Genomic DNA, 21,893 nt, shown 5'->3' on the forward strand with positions numbered 1-21,893 from the left:
ATGCCAGGTCTCTCCCGACGGCAGTTTCTCACTCGTGCCGCGATGCTGGCCGCCGCCACTGGGCTGAACGTCGAGTTTCTCGCGCCCGAACTCGCTCGAGCCGCCACCGGTGAGCGTGCGGCAGCCGGAGCCGCTGCCGGCGACATTCCCACCACGTTGCTGCAGACCATTCGGCAGGGTGCCCTCACCACCGCAAGCTACCGAACGCTGACGAGCGGCCCGGGCGAGCCGTATGTGGCGCGCATCGACGTACTGAGAAGAACGCCCGCCGCCGGCAGAGCCGCCGCACGGCGATCGCTGCTCTACCTGGGCCACCTGTCTGATCTGCACGTGATCGATGCCCAGTCTCCGGCACGCATCGAGCCGATGATCGTGCAAGATCATTCGGCCTGGGGCTCGGCATTCCACCCGCAAGATCCCCTCAGCGTGCACGCGACCGCGGCCATGGTGCGGGCCTTCTCGGATGCCCGGTACAGCCCGCTCACCGGCGCCCCGATGGGCGCCGCCATCGTCACCGGCGACAGCGCCGACATGCACTCCCATCTCGAGCTGCGCTGGTACATCGATCTGATGGACGGACTCGAAGTGAACCCCGCGAGCGCCGGTGCGACGTATCAGGGCGTGCAGGCCTGGGCCGAGGCCATCTGGGCCTATCGGCCGGCCGACCCGAGCGGCGGTGATTTCGGCGCCTACGGATTCCCGACGCTGCCGCAGCTACTCGCCCAGGCCATCGCACAGCCGGTGCCGTCGGTCGGGCTGCCGGCACCCTGGTATGCGGTCTACGGCAACCACGACACGCTCCTGCTCGGCACCTTCAACCTGAGCCCGCAATTGCACGCGCTCGCCGTCGGGGGGCAGAAGTCGTACACGCTCGACGCCACGGCCGGCAGCGTTCTCAACGGATACGCGTCGACGGGCAGCGCCCTGCAACAGGCGATGGATGCTCTGGGCATCGCGTTCGGGCGCACCGGATTCAAGTCGGTGCCGGCCAACTCCGAGCGTTACCTCTTCGAGCAGCGCGACTTCATGGCCGAGCACTTCGCCACGCAGCCCACGCCGGGCCCGTTGGGTCACGGATTCACGCAGCACAACCTCGACTCCGGCGAAACTTGGTGGAAGGCAGACCTCACCCCGAACATCCGCGCGTTCGGGCTGGATACGTGCAATCAGGTCGCCGGGCCAGACGGTGCGGTGCCCGATGTGCAGTTCCGCTGGCTGCAGACCGAGCTCGAGGCGGCGACAGCACAGAAGAAACTCGTGCTCATCTTCAGCCATCACAACAGCCTCACCCTCGAGAACCGTGCACAGCGCCCCGGCGACACCGAGGTTTTGCACGGTGCCGACGAGTTCGTGGCACTGCTGCTGAAATACCCTGTCGTGATCGGCTGGCTGAACGGACACACGCATCTGAACCAGATTCTCGCGCACACGTCGGCAACCGGCGGGTTCTGGGAGGTGACGACCGCGTCGTGCATCGACTTTCCGCAGCAGCAACAGTGCGTCGAGATCGTCGACAACCGCGACGGCACCCTGTCGCTGTTCACCACCGTGCTCGATCACGCGTCACCGGCGACGCCCGGCAGCGGCGGAACATCTGTCGACCTCGCGTCGCGCAGTCGCGAATTCGCCGCGAACGATTGGGCCGAGACCCCGATGATGCGGCGCGGATCAGCACTCGACCGCAACACCGAGTTGCTGCTGCCGGCGCCGTTCGACCTCTCGGCGATCACCGACGCGTCGCTCGAGAGCCAGCACATGACCGAGCGAGCACGTGTACTCGCCTACGAGGGGGCGCGAGCACTGTGAACCCGAAACGCCGAACAGTGTCGGTGGGCCTGGCTTCGGCCGCGGTGCTGGCGCTTGCGCTGAGTGGATGCACGCAGATCGCCGCGGTCGCACCGGTCGGCGGCAACCACCAGACCGAGGTGCGCTATGCGGCGATCGACGTGCTGACCACAGCAGGAACAGACATTCTGACCGCACCGGTCTGCGCCGCATCCGCCGACGGAACGATCACCTGCACGGGCGCCACCACCACGGGCGACACGATCACGGCCGTGTCGCCGGCGACCGACACCACCGTGCTCACCGTCACGGTGGGGGCCAAGACCCTCTATTCGGGCTCGATCCTGAACGTACTGAACGACGCGGCGCGGTCGACCTCGTGAGCACGGCACAGCTGATTCTGCGCGGGTGGCGCGTCTACGTTCCGGTCGTCGTGGTGAATGCCGCGATTCAGGCTGCCAGCGTGGCTCCGTTCGCCACGCCGGCCCCCTCGCTCCTGTTTGTCGCGCTCGTCGCGGCATCGTTTCTCGGCTTCGCGGCCTCTCTCATTCTCGTTGTCGCTCAAGCGGCGGCCACCGCCGCTCACGAGACGTTCCGGCGCCCGTCGCTTCGCCTCTGCATCGCCGGCCTCGTCGCCGTCACTGTCATCGCTGCGTCGGCCGTGCTGTTCACACCCGTCGTGATCGTGACCCTCACGCTCGCTGCCATCATTCTGCCGTCGATCGCCGCCGGGCCCACCGCTCGCGATTCGGCCGGTTTCGCCGTTTTCGCGCGCCACCCCGTGCGCGCGGTCGGCCTGACCATTGTCACTCTCGTGGTGCTCGTGATTCTGTGGATCGGAGCCCTGCTTTCGGGCTTCTTTCTCACGGGCATCCCGAGTGCCGCTCTGACCTGGCTCGTCTTCGGAGTTTTCGCCGTGATCGTGGCCTGCGCCTTCACGGCGCTCAATCGTCGAGACTGACTGACGCGCGTGACCGACGTCACCGCATCGCGACCGTCAGCTCGCGGCATCCGTCGGCGACGCTGGCACCGCGCCGTGACAAACTGAAGGCATGACCGAACCCAGCGACGCTCGCGTCGGACTCTACATCGATTTCGACAACATCGTCATCTCGCGTTACCAGCAGCTGCACGGGCGCAACGCCTTTCAGCGCGACGGCATTCGCGACTTCACCCGGTCGAGGGCGGATGCCGACCCCGACATCGCCGCGAAGCTGGCCTCTGCCACTGTCGACTTCGACGCCATCATCGACTTCGCCGCATCGTTCGGCACCATGGTGGTCAACCGGGCCTACGCCGACTGGTCTGTGCCGGTCAACGCGAGTTACCAGCGCCAGCTCATGTCGCGCGCGGTAGACCTGACGCAGCTCTTCACCACAACTACTCGTGGCACGAAGAACGGCGCGGACATCCGCCTGGCCGTCGATGTGGTCGAAGACCTGTTTCGCCTGCCCGACCTCACCCACGTCATCATCGTCGCCGGCGACTCCGATTACATCGCTCTCGCACAGAAGTCGAAGCGCCTAGGCCGCTTCGTGGTGGGCATCGGCGTCGCAGGGTCGACCAGCACGTCGCTCGCAGCGGCCTGCGACGAGTTCGAAGACTACGACTCTCTGCCGGGCATCGAGAAGGTGAAGGTGGCACCGCCCAGCGTTCGCGCACAGGGCGAGAAGCGCTCGGGTGACAGGTCAGACAAGAAGGCCGCGAGCGCCGAGACCGAAACCCCCGAACAGATCGATACGGTGGAACCGGCCGAGGCAGCCGAAACGCAGCCGCGCCGTGCCACAGGCAAATCCCGGCGCGTCTCGACGATTCCCATGTTCTCGCACACCGAAGACACCCCGTTCGACGAGCCCGAGCCCCCCGCCGACGTCGATCCGCAGACGGTGGCGACCGAACTGCTCGTCCGGGCGCTGCAAATCGGTCATGCGAAGGGCGACGCCGACGAGTGGCTGAACACCGGCACCGTGAAGAATCAGATGCGCCGCATGGATCCCTCGTTCAACGAGAAGCCCCTCGGCTACCGTTCGTTCACCGACTTTCTGTCGTCACGCGACGATGTAGCCGAACTCGACGAAGACGGCCCGCAGCGTCTCATCCGGCTTCGCCCCGAGGCCGATTCGGGGCGCTGACCGCCCGCGCGACGGAACAGAACCGACCGAACGGAATCGACCCGAACTGAACTGATCGATACACCTCAGAAACTGCCGCGAAACAGACACGAAACCGGCGGACCCTAGATTGAACTGAACAATTCACTTTCTTGTTCCCTTCAACATAAAGGACGACCATGAACCCGAGCCCCGCCCTCTCCCGTCCGTTCGACCGCCGTCAGTTCTTGAGATTCGCCGGCATCGGCGGCGCTGCCATCGGAGGGGCCGCCGTCTTGGCCGCCTGCTCGACAGGCAGCCCGACCTCGGTCGCATCGACGGCAGCCGCCGCCGCCGGAAGCTTCGGCACCATCGGCCTCGCGCTGAGCTGGATCAAGAACGTCGAGTTCGCCGGCGAATACTTCGCCACCGACAAGGGCTATTTCACGAGCGCCGGCTTCGACGAAGTCACCCTGCTCGCCGGAGGCGGCCAGACGTCACCGGTCGAGACCGTGGTCAGTGGTCAGGCACTCGTCGGATTGGTAGCCGACGGCAGTCAGGTCGGAGCATCCGTTTCGCAAGGAGCGCCGATCAAGATCATCGGCGCGCACCTGGTGAAGAGCGCGAGCTGCCTGCTTTCGCTGGAGGAGAAGACGCCGATCAAGACTCTGGCCGAGGTGAAGGGCAAGAAGATCGGCCTTCAGGCGTCGGTGATTCCCGAGTTTCAGGCGCTTCTCGAGCTCAACGGCATGACGATCGACGATATCGAGGTCGTCACTGTGCAGTACGACATCGCCCCCCTGATCTCCGGCGCGTGCGACGCGTTCTGCTCGTTCGCAACGAATGAGCCGCTCATCGCCGAAGAAGACGGCTATACCCCCGTGATCATGTACTTCGCCGACTACGGGCTGCCCCTAGTGGGCGACGCGATCATCGCAACCGAAGATACGATCAACAGCAAGCGCGACCTGCTGAAGGCGTTCTTGAAGGCCGAATCACAGGGCTGGGCCGATGCGATCAACAACCCCACCCAGTCGGCCACTTACGCCGTCACGAAATTCGGCGCCGATCAAGATCTCAACCAAGACCAGCAAGTCGCCGAGATCAAGGCGCAGAGTCTGCTGATGGTCGACGCCGATGTGCTGAAAAACGGCCTGCTCACCATCAGCGACGACCTCATCGCCGGCAATGTGAAGGCCATGGTGGCGCTCGGGTACACGGTGACCGCGGACATGTTCGATCTCAGCTTGCTGAAAGAGGTGTACAGCGAGAACCCCGACCTCATTGTGAGCCTGCCCGTGTCGACCGCGAGCTGATCACAAAGTCACTAGCCTGACATCTATGGCAGATCGCAAGAATGAACGACAGAGGCTCCTCACTCTGGTCGGAGATGTAATTCTCGCAGAAGGTGTCAGCACTCTGAGCTTGAGCGGGCTCGCCCGCTCCATCGGCTCGAACAATCGCATGCTGCTGTACTATTTCGGCTCGAAAGAAGATCTGCTGGCCGAGGCCACCTTGGAGGTCTTTCGCCGGTTTCCGAGAATCAGTACCATGACCGCAGGGCTGATCGGCGAGTCACCGCTCGCCGATCGGCTCGTCGCGGGGTGGCTCGCGCTGAGTCACCCCGACAACCTGCCCTTTCTGCGGCTGTTCTTCGAGACCTTCGGCGTCGCCTCGCACGCGCCCGAACAGAATCAGTCGCTTCTGAATACCATGGGCACGAACTGGGCGGATGATCTGACAAACGCCCTCAGGAGAGACGGCCTGAGCGAGGCCGACGCGCGGATGCTCGGGGTGCAGGTGCTGGCCCTGTGGCGCGGTCTGCAGTTCGACCTCGTGCGAGGCACTCCTGCCGAGGTGCTCGACGCCGCGCATCCGCCCGCCATCAGAGCGCTGCTCGCGCCCTACGGCAAGTAGCGGAGTCGGCGCTCGCCGCACGTGCGGCTGACGCGCACCACGCCTCTCAGCGGTTAACCACGGCTAGCCGCGGCTGCCGTTCGGCTAACCGCGGCTGCCGAGAGATTCTCAGCGGCTGCCGAGAGACTATCCGCGGCGGAACCGGGCTCCCGGGTGCGCATCCGGCAGCAGCTTGTTGCCCTCACCGAAAAGCTGCTCGCGCAGGGTCGTTCCGGTCGGGGCGTCTTTAAGCAGGCCGCGCTTTCGCAACTCAGGCATGACCTTTTCGAAGAACACGTTGTGCGATCCATCGGACTCGGGCTGCACGAGGAGCCCGTCCGCACCCGTCTCTTCGAGGAGCGCGACAGCCTGATCGACGGCCTCTTCGGCCGTGCCGAGGAACGGCTTGCCCATTACCCCGTTGCTGCGGAACTCCGTGAGGATCTCGCGCACGGTCGGCGCGTTCGGGCCGAGAAACCGCTCCACATTCGTGCGGCCGTTGTCGGAGTTGGCAGCGGATTCGGGAATCGGCTTGTCGAAATCAAGCGACAGCAGGTCGATTCCGGTGAAGTACGCGTAAAGAGTCGCCGCGTGCTCGAGGCTAACCGACTCGGTCAACGCTTGATGATCGGCCACCGCTTGCTCGTGCGTGTCGGCCACACGGAAGGTGCCCGCGATCAGGCACTTCACGGCATCGCGCCCGCGCCCGTTCTCTTCGGCGAGCCGCTTGATGTCAGAGATCTGGTCGGCGAGAGCCTGAGATTCGGCAGCGAGAAAGACCGCCTCGGCGTACTTCGCCGCGAGCGCACGCCCCGGCGCCGACGCGCCCGCCTGAAACAGCGTGGGCGTCACCTGCGGGCTCGGCGGCGTGACGAGCACGCCCTTCGCCGAGAAGTAGGGTCCGTCGTGCTCGATCTCGTGCACCTTGGTGGGGTCGGCCCAGGTTCCCGTCGCTCGGTCATGCTTGAACGCATCGCTCTCCCAGCAGCCTTCCCAGTACTTCAGCGACAGCTCGACGTGATCGTCGGCCTTCGCGTACCGGTCGTCGTGCGGCATCAGCGGCTCGCCGAAGAGCAGTGCCGAGCCGGCCTGTCCCGACCCGGTCACGATGTTCCAGCCGATGCGGCCCTTCGTGAGATGGTCGAGCGTGCGATATTGCCGCGTCACGATCGGCGGCTTCTCCACCGTCGTGGAGATGGTCGTGACGAGCCCGAGGGAGGTCGTGACCGAGGCCATTGCCGACATGAGCATCTGGGCATCCACTGTCGAGAACTGCACATTACGTTCGATCGACGTCGGGATGATCGACCCGTTCAGTGTCGGGTAGCCGTACGAATCGGCGAGGAATAAGAAGTCGGCGCCGGCCGCCTCGCACTTCTTCGCGAGGTCGGTCCAGTAGTCGAGGTCGGTGAAATTCGCGTCGGCCTCGCGGCCCGCGATCTTCCACGTGGGGCGCACTCCCCCGGTCTGAAACATTCCGATCGTAATCTTCTGGCTCATGTCATCTCTCCCGACTCGACACTTCGACGCGAGGCTCAGCGCCCAAAGTGAATTGATCAGTTCAACATTAGACAGATCATGTTACGGGCGTGTATCGCAGTCGCGCACACCGTGTTACGAGCTGCCGGATGCCGGCCGCACTGCCCCTCCGCTTCCGTGTCCTCGCAAGTGACGACTGTCGGGCTCTGCCGCGTGCTGCCAGAGTGGAGTCATGCTGTCGAGCCACCCGCTCACCGTTGTGGCGGCAGTCTTTGTGGCATCAGCGCTGACAGCCGGGTTGGTCGGATGCACTGGAACGAACGCCGGCCCGTCGCCCTCGGCAACCGTTCGGGCCACGGAATCGGCAGCCGCAGCGGCAGCCGCGCCAAGCACATCGGCACCCGCACCGTCGCCGGCACCGGTACCGGCACCGGTGGAGTCGACGGACTCGACGTTCCGTCCGGTCGACTCAGGCTCGCGAACCGGCGCGAGCGGATCGACATCGAGCGACTCGACGGGCACGACAGGCCGGTATGTCGTGGCTGACGGCGACACTCTGATCGACATCTCGTTTCGATTCGGCGTCGACGTCACCGAGCTCGTTGGCGCGAGCGACACACGATACGACTACGGGTCTTCGAGCATCCAACCCGGCGACGTGATCACGTTCAAGTCGGCGCCGTTTGGCCACCAGTGACGAGGGACAACACCCATCACCGCGCCGCCGGGCGCGGCCGCTCGTCGCAGTGGGCACGCTGATCGCAGCCGTCGCGCTCGGCGGGTGCTCGATGAGCCTCGAGAGCCCGCAGCCGTCCGCCACGCCATCCGTCGATGTCAGCCGCAACTACACGCCGGGCACTCCGTCGACCGTGGCAGGGGCCGCCGCCCCGGCCGCCCCTGTCGACCGGGTGAAGCATCGCGGCACCCGGGCGACCCCCGAGGAGTTATTCGCCAGGCTCTTCGAGGCGGAAACCGACCTTCAAGGTCACCTGGAAGTTCGCGATGGCGCCGCCCTCGATCTCCCCGCGCGTGCCGACGACCTCGAACCAGTCGATGTTGCGGATGGTCTCGCTGGCGCGCGCGATGCCGTTCCGGATCGCAGCATCCGTTCCCTCGGGCGACGTGCCGACGATCTCGGTCAGGCGATAGGTGTGATTGGCCATGATGTACTCCTTTGTGTTCAATGAACCGTTCACCACCGACCATACGGGCCCGGCATTCTGCGCGCTCGAATTGTGACGAAAAGAACGATCGGCAGCATGATGGAAGCAACGTCGTCTGCGAGCGAGCGAGCGAGCGAAGGAGAACATCATGAGCGAGCTCGGCCCAGACTTCGACCCGCGCTGGCATCCGATCTGGACTCAGGCGATGACCGACTTTCGCGGCGAAGACGAAGAAGAGCCGTTCGTCGACGTAACGGTGCGGATGACCGTTCCGGCCAGCATCGCAGGCACCGGCATCCGCGCGGAGCTCAGCAACCTCTTCGGCGACGAACCGGTGGTCATCGCACACGGCGCCATCGGGGTCGACAGCGGCACCGGCAGCAGGCCCGGCGGCGGCCCCGGCGGCGGCCCCGGCACCTGGTTCGTCGACGTGACTTTCAACGGGCATCCCTCTGTCGAGATACCGGCGGGCGAGTCGCGATGGAGCGATGCGGTCACGGTGGCCGTAGCCCACTCAGGCTCCATCGTCGTCGACCTCTACCTGCCCGAACCGACACCGTACGCTACGGCCAACGGATTCACGTTCCAGCGATCAGCGCACGGCGACTTCGTCGGATCAAGCGCGTTTCCCTTCGCCGACTCAACGCCGCAGTCCGACGGTGAGTCGGGCGAGGTGCCGACATCCGAACCCGAACCCGAACCCGAGGGAACCGGCTGGTCGCTCCCCGCCGGAGGCCCGTTCCTTCGCACACTCGAAGTCGCGGGCCCCAGGCCACGAGCCGTCATCGTCTGCCTCGGCAGCTCGAGCACAGCGATGGGGTGGCCGCAATTCACTGCCGGCCTCCTTTCCGCCGACGCCCGTATCGCCGTTCTCAACCGCGGAATCGCCGGCAACCGCCTCCGCCTCGATGCGCCACAGCCGACCCCATCGTGGGGCCGGGCAGGGCTGTCTCGCTTCGACGAAGACGTGCTGGGCACCGCCGGCGCGACGCACGTGGTGATCGCCTACAACAGCAATGACTTCGGCCTTCCGGGCCGAGTCACGTCGGCTGACGAGATGCCTACGACCGCGCAGATGATCGACGCGTACGAAGAACTCGTCGACCGGTCCCACGCCGCAGGGCTCACGGTGATCCTCGCCACCATCACCCCGCTCAGCCCAGAGCTCGCGCTCGACACGATCAGAGAGGGCCTCCGTCGTGCGATCAACGAGTGGATGCGAGCATCCGCTCACCCGCTCGTCGACTTCGACGCGGCCATCCGGTCGGAGACAAACCCGTCGCGGCTCGACGCCGCATACGCCGCCCCGGATGACACGCATCCCAACGTCAACGGCGAGAAACGCCTGGCGCAAGCGATGCTCGACGCGCTGCAGCGGCTTCCCGGATTCGCCATCTAACGCTCGCTCTCCTTCGAGAAGGCATACTCGAACGATGAGCGCAGTACCCGTGCCCGACTCGCCCAGTCTTCGCCCGGCAGACCTCGGCGACAGAACGGAGTGTGTCGCCTTATGGGTGCAAGCGTGCGCCGAGCGGGATGGCCAGGCCTACCCCGGCGTTGCCGAACGCGCCGCGCCCAAGTTCGACGACCGCGTCGCGTGGATCGTGGCCGAGCATCCCGCGGGCGAGATCGTCGGCTTCGCTTTAGCGACGAAGCCGGGCAGCGCTGATCAGAGCGATCCGCCCGCCGCAGCCGTGCTCGGCCTGCTCGCTGTCGACCCGCACGTGCAGATGGCCGGCCTGGGCCGAAAGCTGCTCGCGAAAATCACGGGCGAACTCGCTGATCTCGGTTTCGAGCAAGCCGTTCTGCACGTCTTGTCAGAGAACACGGCAGCCATTCGGCTGTACGAATCGGCAGGCTGGATGCCCGTCGGACCGCCCATCGAACACTCCCTGCTGAAGCGACCATCGCAGACCTACGTCGTGGAACTCGCCTGAGAACCGTGCTGTCGAGGCCGCAGGTCACCAGCCGAGAGTGCCCGGAGCTCCCTTGAACGGACCGACGACGCGGGAGGTGATCCAGCCGCCGTAGAAGTCGCCTTCTTGGCTCGTCACAACCTCGCCGCCGACCGAGCACTGTTGCATAGCCGACGGATACACGGCGACCCGCCCGACGAGCGACTCGTATCCCGGCGAGGGGTTCGGGTAGAACCAGGCGGCGCGGGATGCCTCCAGTGAGCCGCCACGCACCGAGAGGTACCCGGCGAGACCCTTGAATTCGCAGAACGACTGGCCCGGGGCATCCACCAGCGACCCCGGCCGAAAGGCCGCAGTCGGCAGGTAGTACACCGGCGGATGGCTCGTCTCGAGCACCCGCACCGAATCGGTCGTGTCGACGATCGTTTCACCGCCGAACACGATGACGACGCGCTCGCTCGAGGGTTCGGCGCGGGGTGGCCGCGGATAGTCCCACACAGATTCCTGGCCGGCGGCCGGCACCTCGCGAACGACTCGCCTGCTCTTCATGCTGCGACGCTAGCGGCAGAGCCCGAACGCTAGCTGTGCCGACACCTCAGACCTGGGAATGTCACCTAGCGCGCAATCGACTCCGGCGACCGCTCGCACGAGGGTCGCCGGAGTCGACTCTACGCTGACGGAAGAGCGAGCTTTCCCGAACGGAGGGCGGAGATGACGCCACCGTCGACGAGCAGATCGGTGCCCGTGATGAAACTCGAGCGCGGGTCGAGCAGAAACTCCGTTGCGTTCGCGATGTCTTCTGGCGTTCCGAGTCGCTTCGTCGCCGAAGCATCGAGCATCGCGCGCATGCCCGCGCCCCCGGGGCCGGCCAGTTCGAGTCGTCCCATCGGAGTCGAGATGATGCCGGGGCTGATCGAGTTGATGCGTGCATCGCGTTCGCCCCAGGCCGCCGCAGCAGCCGCGGGGGTGATCATCCGGCCGCTTCGGTCGGGGTCTGAACACGCCGTCACGTTTCTGTGCTGGCGAGGCAATCGAGACACCGAGGGCGATCTGGGGCCGCTTCTCACCCTCGCGCGTCAGCGATTCGAGACGCCGCTCGACCTCTGAGCCGCGCTGCAGCGCCCCGCAGCGGGCCACAGCGCCACACCGCGCGCCGCCGATCGGTGCGCCTAGAGTGGGCTCTGTGAACGGAACAGGCGACGACGCCGCATCGATGCCGGCACCCCCTCTCGACCCGGAGCTGCGGGCCGGGCTCGCGATCGTCGGTGGAGTGTTTCCCCCCACTGTGACACCCGAGCTCGTGCCATTCATGCGCCGATCGTACGCGTCGATGCCGTACGACCAGATCGTCGGCGACCGACCGATCATTCGCACCGATCACACCCTCAACGGCTGGCAGGGCGCCGAGATCGAGGCCTCGGTACTGCGGCCCCGGGGAGAGGGCCGAGCGAGGCCCGTCATCCTCTTCCTGCACTCCGGCGGCCTGATGTTCGGTGACCGATTCAGCGGCATCGACCTAGCGGTCGAGTGGATCACGCGCTTCGACTGCGCGCTCGTGACCGTCGAGTACCGGCTGGCACCGGAGCACCGGCATCCGGTTCCCTTCGAAGACTGTTATGCCGCGCTCGCGTGGCTGCACGCCGCGGCCGCCGAGCTCGGGTTCGATGCCGACCGTATCGTCGTTGCAGGGGCATCGGCGGGTGCGGGTCTTGCGGCCGGCGTGGCTCTCGCCGCGCGAGATCGCGGCGGGCCCCACCTCAGCGGCCTGCTGCTCGACTACCCGATGCTGGATGACCGAGGCACAGCTCACTCGCTGACACAGTTCGACGGCATCGGCGTGTGGGACCGGATCAGCAACGAGACCGGCTGGACGGCGCTGCTCGGCGACGCCCGTGGCACCGACGGCGTCTCGCCGTATGCGGCGCCCGCGCGCGCAGAAGACCTGTCGGGTCTGCCGCCCACCTTCATCGATGTCGGCTCGGTCGAAGTGTTCCGTGACGAGGCGACCGAGTTCGCCACCCGCCTGTGGCGCGACGGGAACGATGCCGAACTGCACGTGTGGGCGGGTGGTTTTCATGCCTTCGACATCTTCGCCCCGCACACCCGTCTGGCCCGCGGAATGATCAGGGCGCGAAACGATTGGCTCGAGCGTATTCTTAGTGATTGAGGGCCCGGCGTGACGAAAAGTCCGGCTCGGCCCGCTGCGATCACGAGGTGGTGAGATGCAAGAACTACTCGGACGACTTCGTGCGCTCGACCCAGGCGCGGTCATCAGCCTCCGTGTCATCGCCTGCTTCGACGAACTGATCGTCGGCGGGGTGAACAGCCAGGCGCTGCTCAGCGCCGCCGCCTCGCTCACCGGCTGTGTCGTCGGGTTCAGCATCGATTCTCCCGCGCGAGCGATGCGCGTCTCGCCGCAGGGTGAGCAGCTGGCCGGAGACGCTCTCGTACCCTCAGACGTGCGCCTGAAGTGGTCGGATGGTGCGCTTTCGGTGTGGCTCGAACGAGAGGGCGATCCGCATGCCAACGACGCCCTCATCATCGAGCGACTCTCGCTCGCGCTCCGCGTTCGGTATGACCGATCCGGCAGCGCCGACCCGAGGCGCGACCTCGGCCTGATGGTCGACGCCGACGTCGACGAAGACCGACGGTTCGAGGCGGCGGCACGACAGGGGCTGTCTCAGTCGACGCGATACCGCTTCGTGGTCGCTCCGCTCTTCGCCACGTGGCGCACCCACCCGGCCGCCCGGGAAGATGTCATCTCCACGTCGTCAGGCCCCCTCCACACGCTCATCGTGCAGCAGACGACGACCACGGTCGAAGCCGAACCGGTCGGAATCGGCCAGGCCGCCTTCGTCTCAGACTTTCCCCGCGCATTTCGCACGGCGGTCGTCGCCCTTCGGCTCACCCAGCTCCCAGACACCCCGGTTGTGCTCGCCGACGACTACGGCGGACTGCTCGACGTGCTGGCCGAACTGCCCGCCGGCTACGAACCGGCCGACGTACCGGCCGTGGCCAGCATCGCCGGGCATCCATGGGGGCCCGTTACGCTCGATGCGCTGGTGCGAACGGCATCCGTACGGGAGGCGGCGCGAGTGGCCGGCATCCACCACAGCACGATGACCACGCGCGTTCAGCTCGTGACCGAGACGCTCGGGTTCGAGCCGCTCGACGGAGTGGGGCGTCTCCGGCTGGGGCTCGCGTATCTCCTCTGGCGGCTTCATCGATCGAGCACGCTCACTCTGCCCGCGCCCGTCGACGGCAACGCGCGCACGAGCTGACCTCGGGTTCCGGATGCGTCTGCGCCGACCGACCCGACAATCGTCGGGTCGGTCGGCGCAGACTGCGACCCGGCGGCGGTATCCTCGCGGCGGCAGACGTCTCACACTGAGGATCAGCCGTCGGCACTACCCAGCCTGGGGCGGCTTTCAATGACGAAAGGACACCCCGTGAGCACCGCATCCGGTCTCGAAACGCACCAGCTCTCCTCCATCTTGACAGACAGTGTCGACGCTCCCACGGGCCGAGTACCCGGCGTTGTCGCCGGGCTCACCGACCGCAAGGGGGTGACGTTTCTCGAAGCGGCAGGCAAGCGCAGTCTCGCAACCGGCGTCGATATGACGACCGACTCGGTGTTCGCCATCTTCTCGACCACCAAAGCGATCACCGGCACGACGGCTCTGCAACTCGTCGAATCCGGCGACCTCGACCTCGATGCGCCCGCAAAGGAGTACGCGCCTGCGCTGGCCGACACCCAAGTGCTCGATGGATTCGAGCCCGACGGCACCCCGCGCCTTCGCGCCCCGAAGCGAGACATCACCACCCGCCACCTGCTGCTGCACACCGCGGGTTTCGGATACGACTTCTTCAACGAGAACTACAACCGGCTCGCGAACGAGCACGGCCAGCCCAGCGTCATCACCTCGTCGCGCGCCTCGATCGAGACTCCACTGCTCTTCGACCCGGGAGAGCAGTGGGAGTACGGCACGAACGTCGATTGGGCCGGCCAGGTCGTCGAGGGCATCACCGGCAAACGACTCGGTGAGGTCATGCAAGAACGGGTCTTCGCGCCGCTCGGCATGCGCGACACCGGCTTCGTGCTGAGCGACGACGCGTTGAGTCGCCGTGCGTCGATTCACCAGCGTGAGACCGACGGCAGCCTGACGCCGCTCGACGATCTCATCCTCCCGCAAGATCCAGAAGTCCACATGGGCGGTCACGGACTGTATTCGACGGTCGGCGACTACCTCACGTTCCAGCGCATGTGGTTGAACGACGGGCGCGGCGACGCCGGGCAGCAGATTCTGCGACCCGAGACCGTCGCGTGGGCGGTGAAGAACGATCTCGGCGACCTTACGGTGAAGAAGCTGACCGGGGTCATCCCCACACTCTCGAACGATGCCGAGTTCTTTCCCGGTCAGACCAAGTCGTGGTCGTACACCTTCATGGTCAACGATGAGCAGGCACCCACCGGTCGCCCCGCCGGCGCGATCGGGTGGGCGGGTCTGACGAACCTGTTCTACTGGATCGACCGGCAGAACGGCGTCGCCGGCTTCTGGGCTACTCAGATTCTGCCCTTCGCCGACGGCCCCTCGTTCACCGGATACATGGACTTCGAGACCGCGACTTACAGCGCCCTGCACTAACCATTGGAAGTGTCGTGGCCGCCGGAGAAGTGACGACTCTCCGGCGATCGCGCGACGAGCGACTCAGGATTCAAGCACGCAGTTGCACGTGTTCGAATGCAGCGCGCGTGTCAGCTCGCCATCCTGCACAGTTCTAGCGCGATGGGCTGCAACTGGTCGATAGCAGCGGCGGGGGTCTGGGGGGCTTCAACCGATTCGTGTGATGCGATCTCGGTGATCGTCTCGAGCATCTCGTGTTCGTGGGCGAAAACGACTTCGGCGCACGTCGAAACCGCGTACCATCGAGCCGAACATCCGCATCTGAGTTACACCGGGCCGGAACGCCACGGCCAGAACCTCATCGCGACGCGCGCGAACTACGACCGATAGGCGCTTCTTCGCGCAGATCCGCCGCGCCGAGACGCGCACGGCAGCGCACGGCCGTCACGCGGGTGAGTTTTCGGGTGACCTGATCGATGCGTCGCATGGCCGATCAGAAGCGACAAATACAGTAACGCCGAGATTCTGATCTAAAGGATCCGAGGAGCAGGCGTTTGCTAAGCGCTCTGGGGAAGAGCGCAAGTGGTCAGTTTGCTGGTGCGCCTCGGGCCGAACGGTCCGAGCGCGATGTGCACATATCGCAGATCTCTTGCGACAGCGAATTGAAGGAGAGAGTCACGTGGAGAACATCAACAACGACCCGGCGAATGACAACGAGAAGATGTTGCATCGTCGCACGATCGTCAAGGGCGCGGCGTGGTCGCTCCCGGTGATCGCGGTCGCGGTCGCGGCTCCGATGGCTGCTGCGAGTGTTGGTACCCCGTGGGATGTGAGCATCACGTCGGGTTGCGCTGTCGACATTGGTGGGGCACTGATTTTGTTCTCGGGATTCGCCGTTGCGGCGGACTGCAACACCACGGCTCCCGACGCGGCACTGCCCATCACCGAGACGGCGACGGGACAGTTCACCTACGACTGGCCCTCACCCGTGACTGGACTGCCCGGTTCAGTGGGCGCAGCCGACGCAGCGAACACTGCTATAGCGGCCGCCCTTCAGGGGGTCTCGTTCGCGTACGCGGCAGGGATTGTCGCTACCCTGGCGGCTCAGGCCACAGTGGCTGGATACGGCCCGGGGATCTCACCGTCGCCATGGGTGGTGCCCACCAGCGTCGGCCAATTCTTTGCGTTCACTAGCGCCATTACGACCTCAGGTAGCGGATTGGGGCGCGTCGCGCACCTCGCCGTGACGTTCACGATCAAACGTAACCTCACAGTGCTGGCCTTGGCCTCGTGCGGCCACACCGGCTGGGGCTACATCGGAGCCGTTCTTCCGCCGAAGATCACGTCGTACCCCGCGTGGAATCTCGCGATGCTCGCCCTGGCATCGGTCGCCCCGCCGTTCGGAACCGCGGCAGCGACATATCTCGAGTCAATCGCGAACTCGATCTCTCCGAGCCTTTCGCTTTCCGCGACAGGCAACTGGGCCGATGCAGACAACGCCAATCACGTCAATGCCACCATCAACAACTCTGTACTCCAAAGCGGCTGCTAACAGCCTGCACCGGAACAGAAATCTGCACGCAAGACAGTGAGGAAAGCCAGAACGGCAGGCACAACGGATGTTCAGCATCACACGTCAGACCCTCGCACCCACACCCCAACCACCGACGAACGCCCTGAAAACGGCAGCGAATACCGTCACGGCGTTTCTGCTCGTGGTCGGCCTGTCTCCGATATTCGCTGTCAGGGCAATCGCAGTGAAAGCAAGCGATCCCGGCCCGGTGCTCTTCATAATCTTCGCGCACACAGCCCGGGCGGTTTTCGGCGGCCGCGGCGCGTACTGATGCCGCACTATCAGCCGCAACGGAGGCGGTGTCGCCTCTTCGAGTCCCCTCAATACCGTAATGCCGTCACAAAGGAGTCGGAATGAGCAGCAACCCGTCAGATCGAAGTGAGGATTCGCCGATCGCATTTCCTTCGATCCCCACCGGTGGCCTCTTGGCAGCCAACATCCTCCTCGATGCCGTGGTCGCCTACGACGCTCAGGCTCCGATCCACACGAACGTCACGGCGCTCACGACCGCACTCATGGCTTTCAGCGACGATGCGGATGCGCCTTCTCGAGACGGAAGATCCGTGCCCGAGACGGGCGACATCGTTGCTGCCGCGGTCGTCTGCCTCACCAAGTTGTGTGCCGATCGTGCTCGAGATGAAGAGTCGAGTTCCGAGGTTGTTGTCGCAGAAATGCGCACGTATCTCGAGTCGTTCCGTACCGAGAGCAGAGAGTTCTGACGCAGTGGCGACGCAGGGATGACGTGGCGAAGGTTAATAAGAAGGTTAATTGACCTCGACGACTCGGACTCCCCTCACGCCATCGTGAATCATCAGTCGTGAATAGCCTGCAACCGCAGTCAGTCTCGGAGTCTCAGCGACAACGCATCTTCGAGACGCGCTAAAGCCAGACTCTCATTGGGGATGAAATTGAGCGACGAACTCGAAACAACTGACAAAGCCAACAAGCCAGGAACCGACCGCCGCGTGATCATCAAGGGCGCTGCCTGGTCTGTTCCGTTGATCGCCGCCGCGGTTGCGACGCCGATCGCGGCAGCCTCCGGCCCGACATGTCCGACGTGCTTGGACGCGGGCGTACTTGGCGCCATCACCACCCAGGCAGTCATTCTCGGCAACCACGGAGCGCTGTTGTTCAGCGGAGCGCTCGGACTCGACTCTCGCACCTGCGACCTGACCCTGTTCAGGCCGATCTACACATCGGTCGTCACGAACGCCACGTTGACAATGAGCGACGGTACGGTCTACACCGGCACCGGTCTTGGCTCGGGATCGGGTACATTCGGCCAGCTCGGCGCACTTCCGGGCTCGTTCCTCTTCAGCAACATCCACTTTCCCAACGGCACCTATCTGGCGAACAGCAACCCTGTTCACCCGACGAAGATCTCGGTGAACCTTGTCATCGGACTGATTGGTCTCCCCGGATTGGTGACGATCAATTGCCCGGTGACGCTCTCGTGGGATCTGAACGTTTTTGGTGTCGGAACCGTCATCTTCGGCGCAGGAACCGTCAACTTCACGGGCACCGCGACCGGCAACTGAGCTACCGAAGAGAACGGCGAAACGAGCTCGTCGTGCCTGCACAGGAGAGGGGTCAGCTTGTCGCCTGAAACCTGGCTTGCCATTCAACTGGTTTGCACAGCCCTCGTCGGCGGCAGTCTCGTGCTGAGCGGGCTGCTGAAACTTCGGGATGTCGAGGGCACGGCAGACTCGTTTCGATCGTTCGGAGTTCCTGCGCTGATCGACAGACGGTCGATTCACCGCTCGTATCCGTACATCGAGATCGTCGTGGGAGTCGGTGTGGTCATCGCGCCGTCGCCGGTGTGGTGGCCCATGGCCGTCATCGCCGGCTTAGTATTGGCCACGCTTTCGATTCTCGTCGGCGGGGTTCTCGTGCGCTCTGTCGCTGTGTCGTGTAACTGCTTCGGCTCGAAGGTGCCCGTGACGTGGCGAACTCTCGCGAGAAATGTCTTGTTGGTCGGCGGCGCCGTCGTGCTTGTGGGGGCCTCGCCGAGCGCACCTTCGCCGGTAATCGTCGCGATGACCGACAACTCTGCGCTGATCGTGAGCACTTTCGGGGCGGCCGGGGCGACGGTTCTGCTCAGCTTCCTGTCGCGTGCGAGCTCTCGACGGGCGATCCCGCGGGGGGCGCAGACAGCTGTCGATCGTGCGTTGCCGATTCCTGATCTGACCCTGTTCGACGATGATCGTAATCCCGTGGCGCTTCCATCGCTCGTCGCCAGCGGCGCGGCCCTTCTGGTGTTCGTCAAGCACGGGTGCAGTGCCTGTGAGAAGGTCGTGAACCGGGTGTCTGACGGTGAACTCATCGCCGGCAGCGTCGTGGTGCGAGTCGTCGAGAGGATGCCCGCCGACCGACCTGCTGCGAAGCGCAGCCGACTGTGGGATGACCGCGCAGAAGTCGCTCGCACTCTGACAATTCGCAACTCTCCAGCAGCGATTCTGCTGGCCCTCGACGGTACGATTCCGGCCGATCCCGTCTATGGCGCCGATCAGATCGGCGAGCTGATCGAGGCGATCGAGTCAGCGGTTCAGCAATCGAGACGGCCTGACATTGGTGCCCTCCTCGACACACCGGGGGTGGCGGTCGCTTGATGCCGAAAATCGTGAAGAACACACGGGGATGAACCATGTCTGATCTTGATCGCTACGACGAAAAACAGAACGGGCCCGCGACCGCGCAACAGATCGCAGTGGGCGTGGGGCTGACGCTGTTGGCGGCCGCAACAGGCGTGCTGGTCGTCGCGGCGCTGACACTGACACCGTAGACGAACCCCGGTCAACGGGGCGAACGTCGATCGCCACACCGCACGTGAGGGTCAGGGCTCTGTTCGGGTTGTGTCTGCGGCCGGATCGACGTACCCGTCGGCTGTCGCGACTCTGTTGAGATCGAGCTTGGTGTGCACAGGTCTTCCTGCAGCCGTATATTTCGCCTTGACCCTGTCGATGTACTGCTTAGCGGTGACCGGCTTCACACCCATGGAGACAGCCACGGACTCGAGGGTGAGACCAGAGGAGTAAAGCACCAACGCGCGCTCCTCCTGAACACTGAGCTGCGGGCGGGCGGGGTCGCTGACGATGACGCTCGCCAATTCAGAGGTGATCCACTCGCCACCCTTCAATACCTCGTATACCGCAGCAACGATGTCCTCCTCCTTGTCTCGTTTGCCGAGAATGCCTCCGACGCCGGAGCGGATGACGTCTCGAACGAGGGCTGGCGATGCCAGAGCCGAAAGCACGACGACTTTCAGCCCGCCTCTGACAAGAGCCCTCACCGTGCTCGGATCGACGCTCGGCTGGCGTTCGGCCATGAGATCCAGCAGTAACAAATGCGGCCGACTATTGCGCTCTGCCGAGTCGAGCCAGGAAACGAACTGCGGCAGCGTCTCGCTGCTGTGTACAACAACGAGGTCGGCGCGGCTGTTGAGCAGCTCTTCGGTGCGTTTCAGCTGCAGTAAGTGATCTTCGACGACGGCGATCCGCCACGGCTGATCAAGCGGTTCGAACATCTACCAGTTCCCGCCCGTCATATTTCCGAATGAATGCTCGTGACCTAGGCTATGCCGAGACGAGTTGCGGCCACGAGAGTGTCTGCGCGTGAGTGCGTGCCGAGCTTCTTGTAGAGATTGCGAACGTGCACCTTGACAGTGTTCTCCGAGAGATGAAGCGCAGCAGCGATTGCAGCATACGATTCACGATCTCGTAGATGATTCAGAACGGCGAGTTCCTTATTACTGAGTGCATGATGCTTTCGTGCGCGATCGACTGCCGGTATCGTGACGATTTCAGCAAGAAACTCCAGGTCGACCGCTCTGAACATCTGCTCACGAATGTCCTGTGGAATCGCAGTGAACGCGCGTCTGATGCCTTCGCGGTTGGCAAGCTGGAGAGCGTGCGATCCTCGCTTCGAGTCGCACTCATCGGTAGCAAGCGCATGCGTCCAGGCAGCTATGAGGAGCGCCTCGCAGCGGATGTTCGGGCTGGCCCCGCAACGAATGCTGAGGGCACGGGCCTGATGATTCGCTGACTCTGCTGCGTCGAGGTGCACGGCACAACGCACTCGAGCAAGGTCGATGTACTCATTCTCGCCGGCCTGCCATCTGGCGAGGAGCGTTCGCGCGGCGTACGGCTCACCTGATGTTATGAGCGCGTCTGCCGCTCCGGAGAGCAGAACCGCCGAGGCCAGCGATCCACGCGGTGCTAGGTGGGTGGAGCGGGCAGAATCGATGTCTGTCAGCGCGTTGGCAGGTGCGTTCCGAGAAACCCAGTACCGTGTTCTCGCGAGAACCTGAAGCGGCCACAGCTCGTCATCGGAGTCCACCGAGGGCAGGGCAGCGAGTGCCTCATTCGCTAAAGCATCGAGCTCTTCGACGGCAATGAGAGCTCGCGCCGTAGCCTCAGCAGATCGAATGTGGTCAGCGGGCGGCCCGACCGGGAGGGGAAATTCTGCGGTCAGTTCGAGCAATTCTTTCGCGACGATCAGCCGACCGGCGGCGGCATGAACGCAGGCAAGGGTTGCGGCGGCATCTCGCTGAGTGAACCCCGGACCTCGAACGGAATAGCCGTACAGCGCTTCGGTGAGATCGACGATTGCCTGACGAGTATCCCCGGCGACGAGCGCGGTAAGCCCGATCTGAAGAAAGCAGTAGGCAACCATGTCCCGGTCGGGCCTGAGTCCGTAGTGCGGTGATTTCGAGATCTTGCCTCGAAGGGTGCGCGCGATATCGGCGGCATGCTCGAAGTCATTGGCAAGTCGAGCCTTGATCATCCGGTCGAAGTGCAGGGCATCTCGTGTGGAGTCCGAAACCGCGTCCGGCTGTGCGCTACTGGTTCTGGTGCGCGCCGAGGGGTTCGGTGTCCGCGTGGGCCTCGGAGTTCCAAGCCCGAATCCGCGTGCCGCCGACAGGGTCGGGCGTTCGGCGAGAATGTTCTCGGGCAGCATCCGAATTGCGCGTTTGGTGAGTTCGAAATGGTCGGCGAACAAGTAGCGCAGGTGCAATTCGAGCAGATCTGCCATGAGCACCGGATCCCACGCTAGGGTCGCATCCTCAGAAGGTTGCGAGGCGTTTTCTCGGCTCGCGAGAGGCTGGCGCTTGTTCATCGCCCTCTCCTTCACGGCGTCATGGTAACGGCGCACCTTCGTGCTGTCGCGGCGACGTTTCGTCGGCCAAGGGTCACGCTCGCTGGGGAGCGCCAGTCGGCAACTCTTCGCCCCGTCAAAGAAGAATCCCTTGCTGACGAAGATCATGGTTGCAGCGAAGGCCACATCTGCGCGTCGTCTGAACAGGGGACAAATTCAGCGCGGCCTACCGCGCGGTTCGCCCGAGGATCACGCACTGGCGCTTGCTGAAC

The 21,893-nt window shown here is 64.7% G+C and carries 23 protein-coding genes; 17 read left to right on the forward strand and 6 right to left on the reverse strand.

Annotated features, from left to right (window positions below):
- The 6 genes from LQ955_RS08770 to LQ955_RS08795 all read left to right on the forward strand — a co-directional run bounded on the left by LQ955_RS08770 (position 1) and on the right by LQ955_RS08795 (position 5,792).
- Positions 1-1,806 (forward strand): TIGR03767 family metallophosphoesterase, encoded by a 1,806-nt coding sequence (locus LQ955_RS08770; protein WP_231027780.1) that lies wholly within the window; start codon positions 1-3, stop codon positions 1,804-1,806.
- Positions 1,803-2,168 (forward strand): hypothetical protein, encoded by a 366-nt coding sequence (locus tag LQ955_RS08775; RefSeq protein WP_231027781.1) that lies wholly within the window; start codon positions 1,803-1,805, stop codon positions 2,166-2,168. The genes LQ955_RS08770 and LQ955_RS08775 overlap by 4 nt, the downstream gene beginning before the upstream one ends.
- Positions 2,165-2,746 (forward strand): hypothetical protein, encoded by a 582-nt coding sequence (locus LQ955_RS08780; RefSeq protein WP_231027782.1) that lies wholly within the window; start codon positions 2,165-2,167, stop codon positions 2,744-2,746. The genes LQ955_RS08775 and LQ955_RS08780 overlap by 4 nt, the downstream gene beginning before the upstream one ends.
- A gap of 91 nt (positions 2,747-2,837) precedes the next feature.
- Positions 2,838-3,917, forward strand: a complete 1,080-nt coding sequence (locus LQ955_RS08785) for an NYN domain-containing protein (protein WP_231027783.1) — start codon at positions 2,838-2,840, stop codon at positions 3,915-3,917.
- A 158-nt stretch (positions 3,918-4,075) separates the two neighbouring features.
- Positions 4,076-5,191: an ABC transporter substrate-binding protein gene (locus tag LQ955_RS08790; RefSeq protein ID WP_231027784.1), complete on the forward strand. Its 1,116-nt coding sequence runs from the start codon at positions 4,076-4,078 to the stop codon at positions 5,189-5,191.
- 25 nt (positions 5,192-5,216) lie between these two features.
- Positions 5,217-5,792 (forward strand): TetR/AcrR family transcriptional regulator, encoded by a 576-nt coding sequence (locus LQ955_RS08795; protein WP_231027785.1) that lies wholly within the window; start codon positions 5,217-5,219, stop codon positions 5,790-5,792.
- A 126-nt stretch (positions 5,793-5,918) separates the two neighbouring features.
- On the opposite strand, the gene LQ955_RS08800 is transcribed toward LQ955_RS08795, so the two are convergent.
- A complete protein-coding gene (locus LQ955_RS08800) occupies positions 5,919-7,271 on the reverse strand; it encodes an NtaA/DmoA family FMN-dependent monooxygenase (protein WP_231027786.1) in 1,353 nt (450 codons plus the stop codon).
- A 211-nt stretch (positions 7,272-7,482) separates the two neighbouring features.
- Here LQ955_RS08800 and LQ955_RS08805 point away from each other — a divergent pair, with 211 nt between their 5' ends.
- Positions 7,483-7,947: a LysM peptidoglycan-binding domain-containing protein gene (locus LQ955_RS08805; RefSeq protein WP_231027787.1), complete on the forward strand. Its 465-nt coding sequence runs from the start codon at positions 7,483-7,485 to the stop codon at positions 7,945-7,947.
- A 247-nt stretch (positions 7,948-8,194) separates the two neighbouring features.
- Here the strand turns inward: LQ955_RS08805 and LQ955_RS08810 are convergent, their stop codons facing one another.
- Complete coding sequence (locus LQ955_RS08810; RefSeq protein WP_231027788.1) at positions 8,195-8,413, reverse strand: dodecin; 219 nt, start codon at positions 8,411-8,413, stop codon at positions 8,195-8,197.
- A 148-nt stretch (positions 8,414-8,561) separates the two neighbouring features.
- Here LQ955_RS08810 and LQ955_RS08815 point away from each other — a divergent pair, with 148 nt between their 5' ends.
- A complete protein-coding gene (locus tag LQ955_RS08815) occupies positions 8,562-9,812 on the forward strand; it encodes a GDSL-type esterase/lipase family protein (RefSeq protein WP_231027789.1) in 1,251 nt (416 codons plus the stop codon).
- A 34-nt stretch (positions 9,813-9,846) separates the two neighbouring features.
- Positions 9,847-10,350 (forward strand): GNAT family N-acetyltransferase, encoded by a 504-nt coding sequence (locus tag LQ955_RS08820; protein WP_231027790.1) that lies wholly within the window; start codon positions 9,847-9,849, stop codon positions 10,348-10,350.
- Positions 10,351-10,374: 24 nt separating this feature from the next.
- On the opposite strand, the gene LQ955_RS08825 is transcribed toward LQ955_RS08820, so the two are convergent.
- Positions 10,375-10,878 carry a DUF427 domain-containing protein gene (locus tag LQ955_RS08825; RefSeq protein WP_231027791.1) on the reverse strand — a complete coding sequence of 168 codons (504 nt, stop codon included), beginning with the start codon at positions 10,876-10,878 and terminating at the stop codon, positions 10,375-10,377.
- A gap of 119 nt (positions 10,879-10,997) precedes the next feature.
- Positions 10,998-11,303 carry an SDR family oxidoreductase gene (locus tag LQ955_RS08830; protein WP_231027792.1) on the reverse strand — a complete coding sequence of 102 codons (306 nt, stop codon included), beginning with the start codon at positions 11,301-11,303 and terminating at the stop codon, positions 10,998-11,000.
- A 209-nt stretch (positions 11,304-11,512) separates the two neighbouring features.
- On the opposite strand from LQ955_RS08830, the gene LQ955_RS08835 reads away from it, so the two are divergent.
- The 8 genes from LQ955_RS08835 to LQ955_RS08870 all read left to right on the forward strand — a co-directional run bounded on the left by LQ955_RS08835 (position 11,513) and on the right by LQ955_RS08870 (position 19,309).
- Positions 11,513-12,496 carry an alpha/beta hydrolase gene (locus LQ955_RS08835; protein WP_231027793.1) on the forward strand — a complete coding sequence of 328 codons (984 nt, stop codon included), beginning with the start codon at positions 11,513-11,515 and terminating at the stop codon, positions 12,494-12,496.
- Positions 12,497-12,551: 55 nt separating this feature from the next.
- Positions 12,552-13,610, forward strand: a complete 1,059-nt coding sequence (locus LQ955_RS08840; RefSeq protein ID WP_231027794.1) for a helix-turn-helix domain-containing protein — start codon at positions 12,552-12,554, stop codon at positions 13,608-13,610.
- Positions 13,611-13,778: 168 nt separating this feature from the next.
- Positions 13,779-14,975, forward strand: coding sequence for a serine hydrolase domain-containing protein (locus LQ955_RS08845; RefSeq protein ID WP_231027795.1), 1,197 nt, complete (start codon positions 13,779-13,781; stop codon positions 14,973-14,975).
- Between the two features lie 658 nt (positions 14,976-15,633).
- A complete protein-coding gene (locus LQ955_RS08850) occupies positions 15,634-16,506 on the forward strand; it encodes a hypothetical protein (protein ID WP_231027796.1) in 873 nt (290 codons plus the stop codon).
- A gap of 374 nt (positions 16,507-16,880) precedes the next feature.
- Positions 16,881-17,246: a macro domain-containing protein gene (locus LQ955_RS08855; RefSeq protein WP_231027797.1), complete on the forward strand. Its 366-nt coding sequence runs from the start codon at positions 16,881-16,883 to the stop codon at positions 17,244-17,246.
- Positions 17,247-17,429: 183 nt separating this feature from the next.
- Positions 17,430-18,065, forward strand: coding sequence for a hypothetical protein (locus LQ955_RS08860; protein ID WP_231027798.1), 636 nt, complete (start codon positions 17,430-17,432; stop codon positions 18,063-18,065).
- A gap of 57 nt (positions 18,066-18,122) precedes the next feature.
- On the forward strand, positions 18,123-19,136 hold the full coding sequence (locus tag LQ955_RS08865) for a MauE/DoxX family redox-associated membrane protein (protein ID WP_231027799.1): 1,014 nt from the start codon (positions 18,123-18,125) through the stop codon (positions 19,134-19,136).
- Positions 19,137-19,171: 35 nt separating this feature from the next.
- A complete protein-coding gene (locus LQ955_RS08870; RefSeq protein WP_231027800.1) occupies positions 19,172-19,309 on the forward strand; it encodes a hypothetical protein in 138 nt (45 codons plus the stop codon).
- 51 nt (positions 19,310-19,360) lie between these two features.
- Here LQ955_RS08870 and LQ955_RS08875 read toward each other — a convergent pair whose 3' ends face one another.
- Complete coding sequence (locus LQ955_RS08875) at positions 19,361-20,050, reverse strand: helix-turn-helix domain-containing protein (RefSeq protein ID WP_231027801.1); 690 nt, start codon at positions 20,048-20,050, stop codon at positions 19,361-19,363.
- Positions 20,051-20,094: 44 nt separating this feature from the next.
- Positions 20,095-21,789: a helix-turn-helix transcriptional regulator gene (locus LQ955_RS08880; protein ID WP_231027802.1), complete on the reverse strand. Its 1,695-nt coding sequence runs from the start codon at positions 21,787-21,789 to the stop codon at positions 20,095-20,097.
- Positions 21,790-21,893 lie beyond the last annotated feature (104 nt).

It is taken from the genome of Subtercola endophyticus (assembly GCF_021044565.1).
GTDB lineage: Bacteria > Actinomycetota > Actinomycetes > Actinomycetales > Microbacteriaceae > Subtercola > Subtercola endophyticus.

What these genes read in the sequence shown, in the direction of transcription:
- LQ955_RS08770 (WP_231027780.1), top strand. Translation starts at nt 1, where the DNA reads ATGCCAGGTCTCTCCCGACGGCAGTTTCTCACTCGTGCCGCGATGCTG.
- LQ955_RS08785 (WP_231027783.1), top strand. Translation starts at nt 2,838, where the DNA reads ATGACCGAACCCAGCGACGCTCGCGTCGGACTCTACATCGATTTCGAC.
- LQ955_RS08790 (WP_231027784.1), top strand. Translation starts at nt 4,076, where the DNA reads ATGAACCCGAGCCCCGCCCTCTCCCGTCCGTTCGACCGCCGTCAGTTC.
- LQ955_RS08795 (WP_231027785.1), top strand. Translation starts at nt 5,217, where the DNA reads ATGGCAGATCGCAAGAATGAACGACAGAGGCTCCTCACTCTGGTCGGA.
- LQ955_RS08800 (WP_231027786.1), bottom strand. Translation starts at nt 7,271, where the DNA reads ATGAGCCAGAAGATTACGATCGGAATGTTTCAGACCGGGGGAGTGCGC.
- LQ955_RS08805 (WP_231027787.1), top strand. Translation starts at nt 7,483, where the DNA reads ATGCTGTCGAGCCACCCGCTCACCGTTGTGGCGGCAGTCTTTGTGGCA.
- LQ955_RS08810 (WP_231027788.1), bottom strand. Translation starts at nt 8,413, where the DNA reads ATGGCCAATCACACCTATCGCCTGACCGAGATCGTCGGCACGTCGCCC.
- LQ955_RS08815 (WP_231027789.1), top strand. Translation starts at nt 8,562, where the DNA reads ATGAGCGAGCTCGGCCCAGACTTCGACCCGCGCTGGCATCCGATCTGG.
- LQ955_RS08820 (WP_231027790.1), top strand. Translation starts at nt 9,847, where the DNA reads ATGAGCGCAGTACCCGTGCCCGACTCGCCCAGTCTTCGCCCGGCAGAC.
- LQ955_RS08825 (WP_231027791.1), bottom strand. Translation starts at nt 10,878, where the DNA reads ATGAAGAGCAGGCGAGTCGTTCGCGAGGTGCCGGCCGCCGGCCAGGAA.
- LQ955_RS08830 (WP_231027792.1), bottom strand. Translation starts at nt 11,303, where the DNA reads ATGATCACCCCCGCGGCTGCTGCGGCGGCCTGGGGCGAACGCGATGCA.
- LQ955_RS08840 (WP_231027794.1), top strand. Translation starts at nt 12,552, where the DNA reads ATGCAAGAACTACTCGGACGACTTCGTGCGCTCGACCCAGGCGCGGTC.
- LQ955_RS08855 (WP_231027797.1), top strand. Translation starts at nt 16,881, where the DNA reads ATGAGCAGCAACCCGTCAGATCGAAGTGAGGATTCGCCGATCGCATTT.
- LQ955_RS08860 (WP_231027798.1), top strand. Translation starts at nt 17,430, where the DNA reads ATGAAATTGAGCGACGAACTCGAAACAACTGACAAAGCCAACAAGCCA.
- LQ955_RS08870 (WP_231027800.1), top strand. Translation starts at nt 19,172, where the DNA reads ATGTCTGATCTTGATCGCTACGACGAAAAACAGAACGGGCCCGCGACC.
- LQ955_RS08875 (WP_231027801.1), bottom strand. Translation starts at nt 20,050, where the DNA reads ATGTTCGAACCGCTTGATCAGCCGTGGCGGATCGCCGTCGTCGAAGAT.
- LQ955_RS08880 (WP_231027802.1), bottom strand. Translation starts at nt 21,789, where the DNA reads ATGATCTTCGTCAGCAAGGGATTCTTCTTTGACGGGGCGAAGAGTTGC.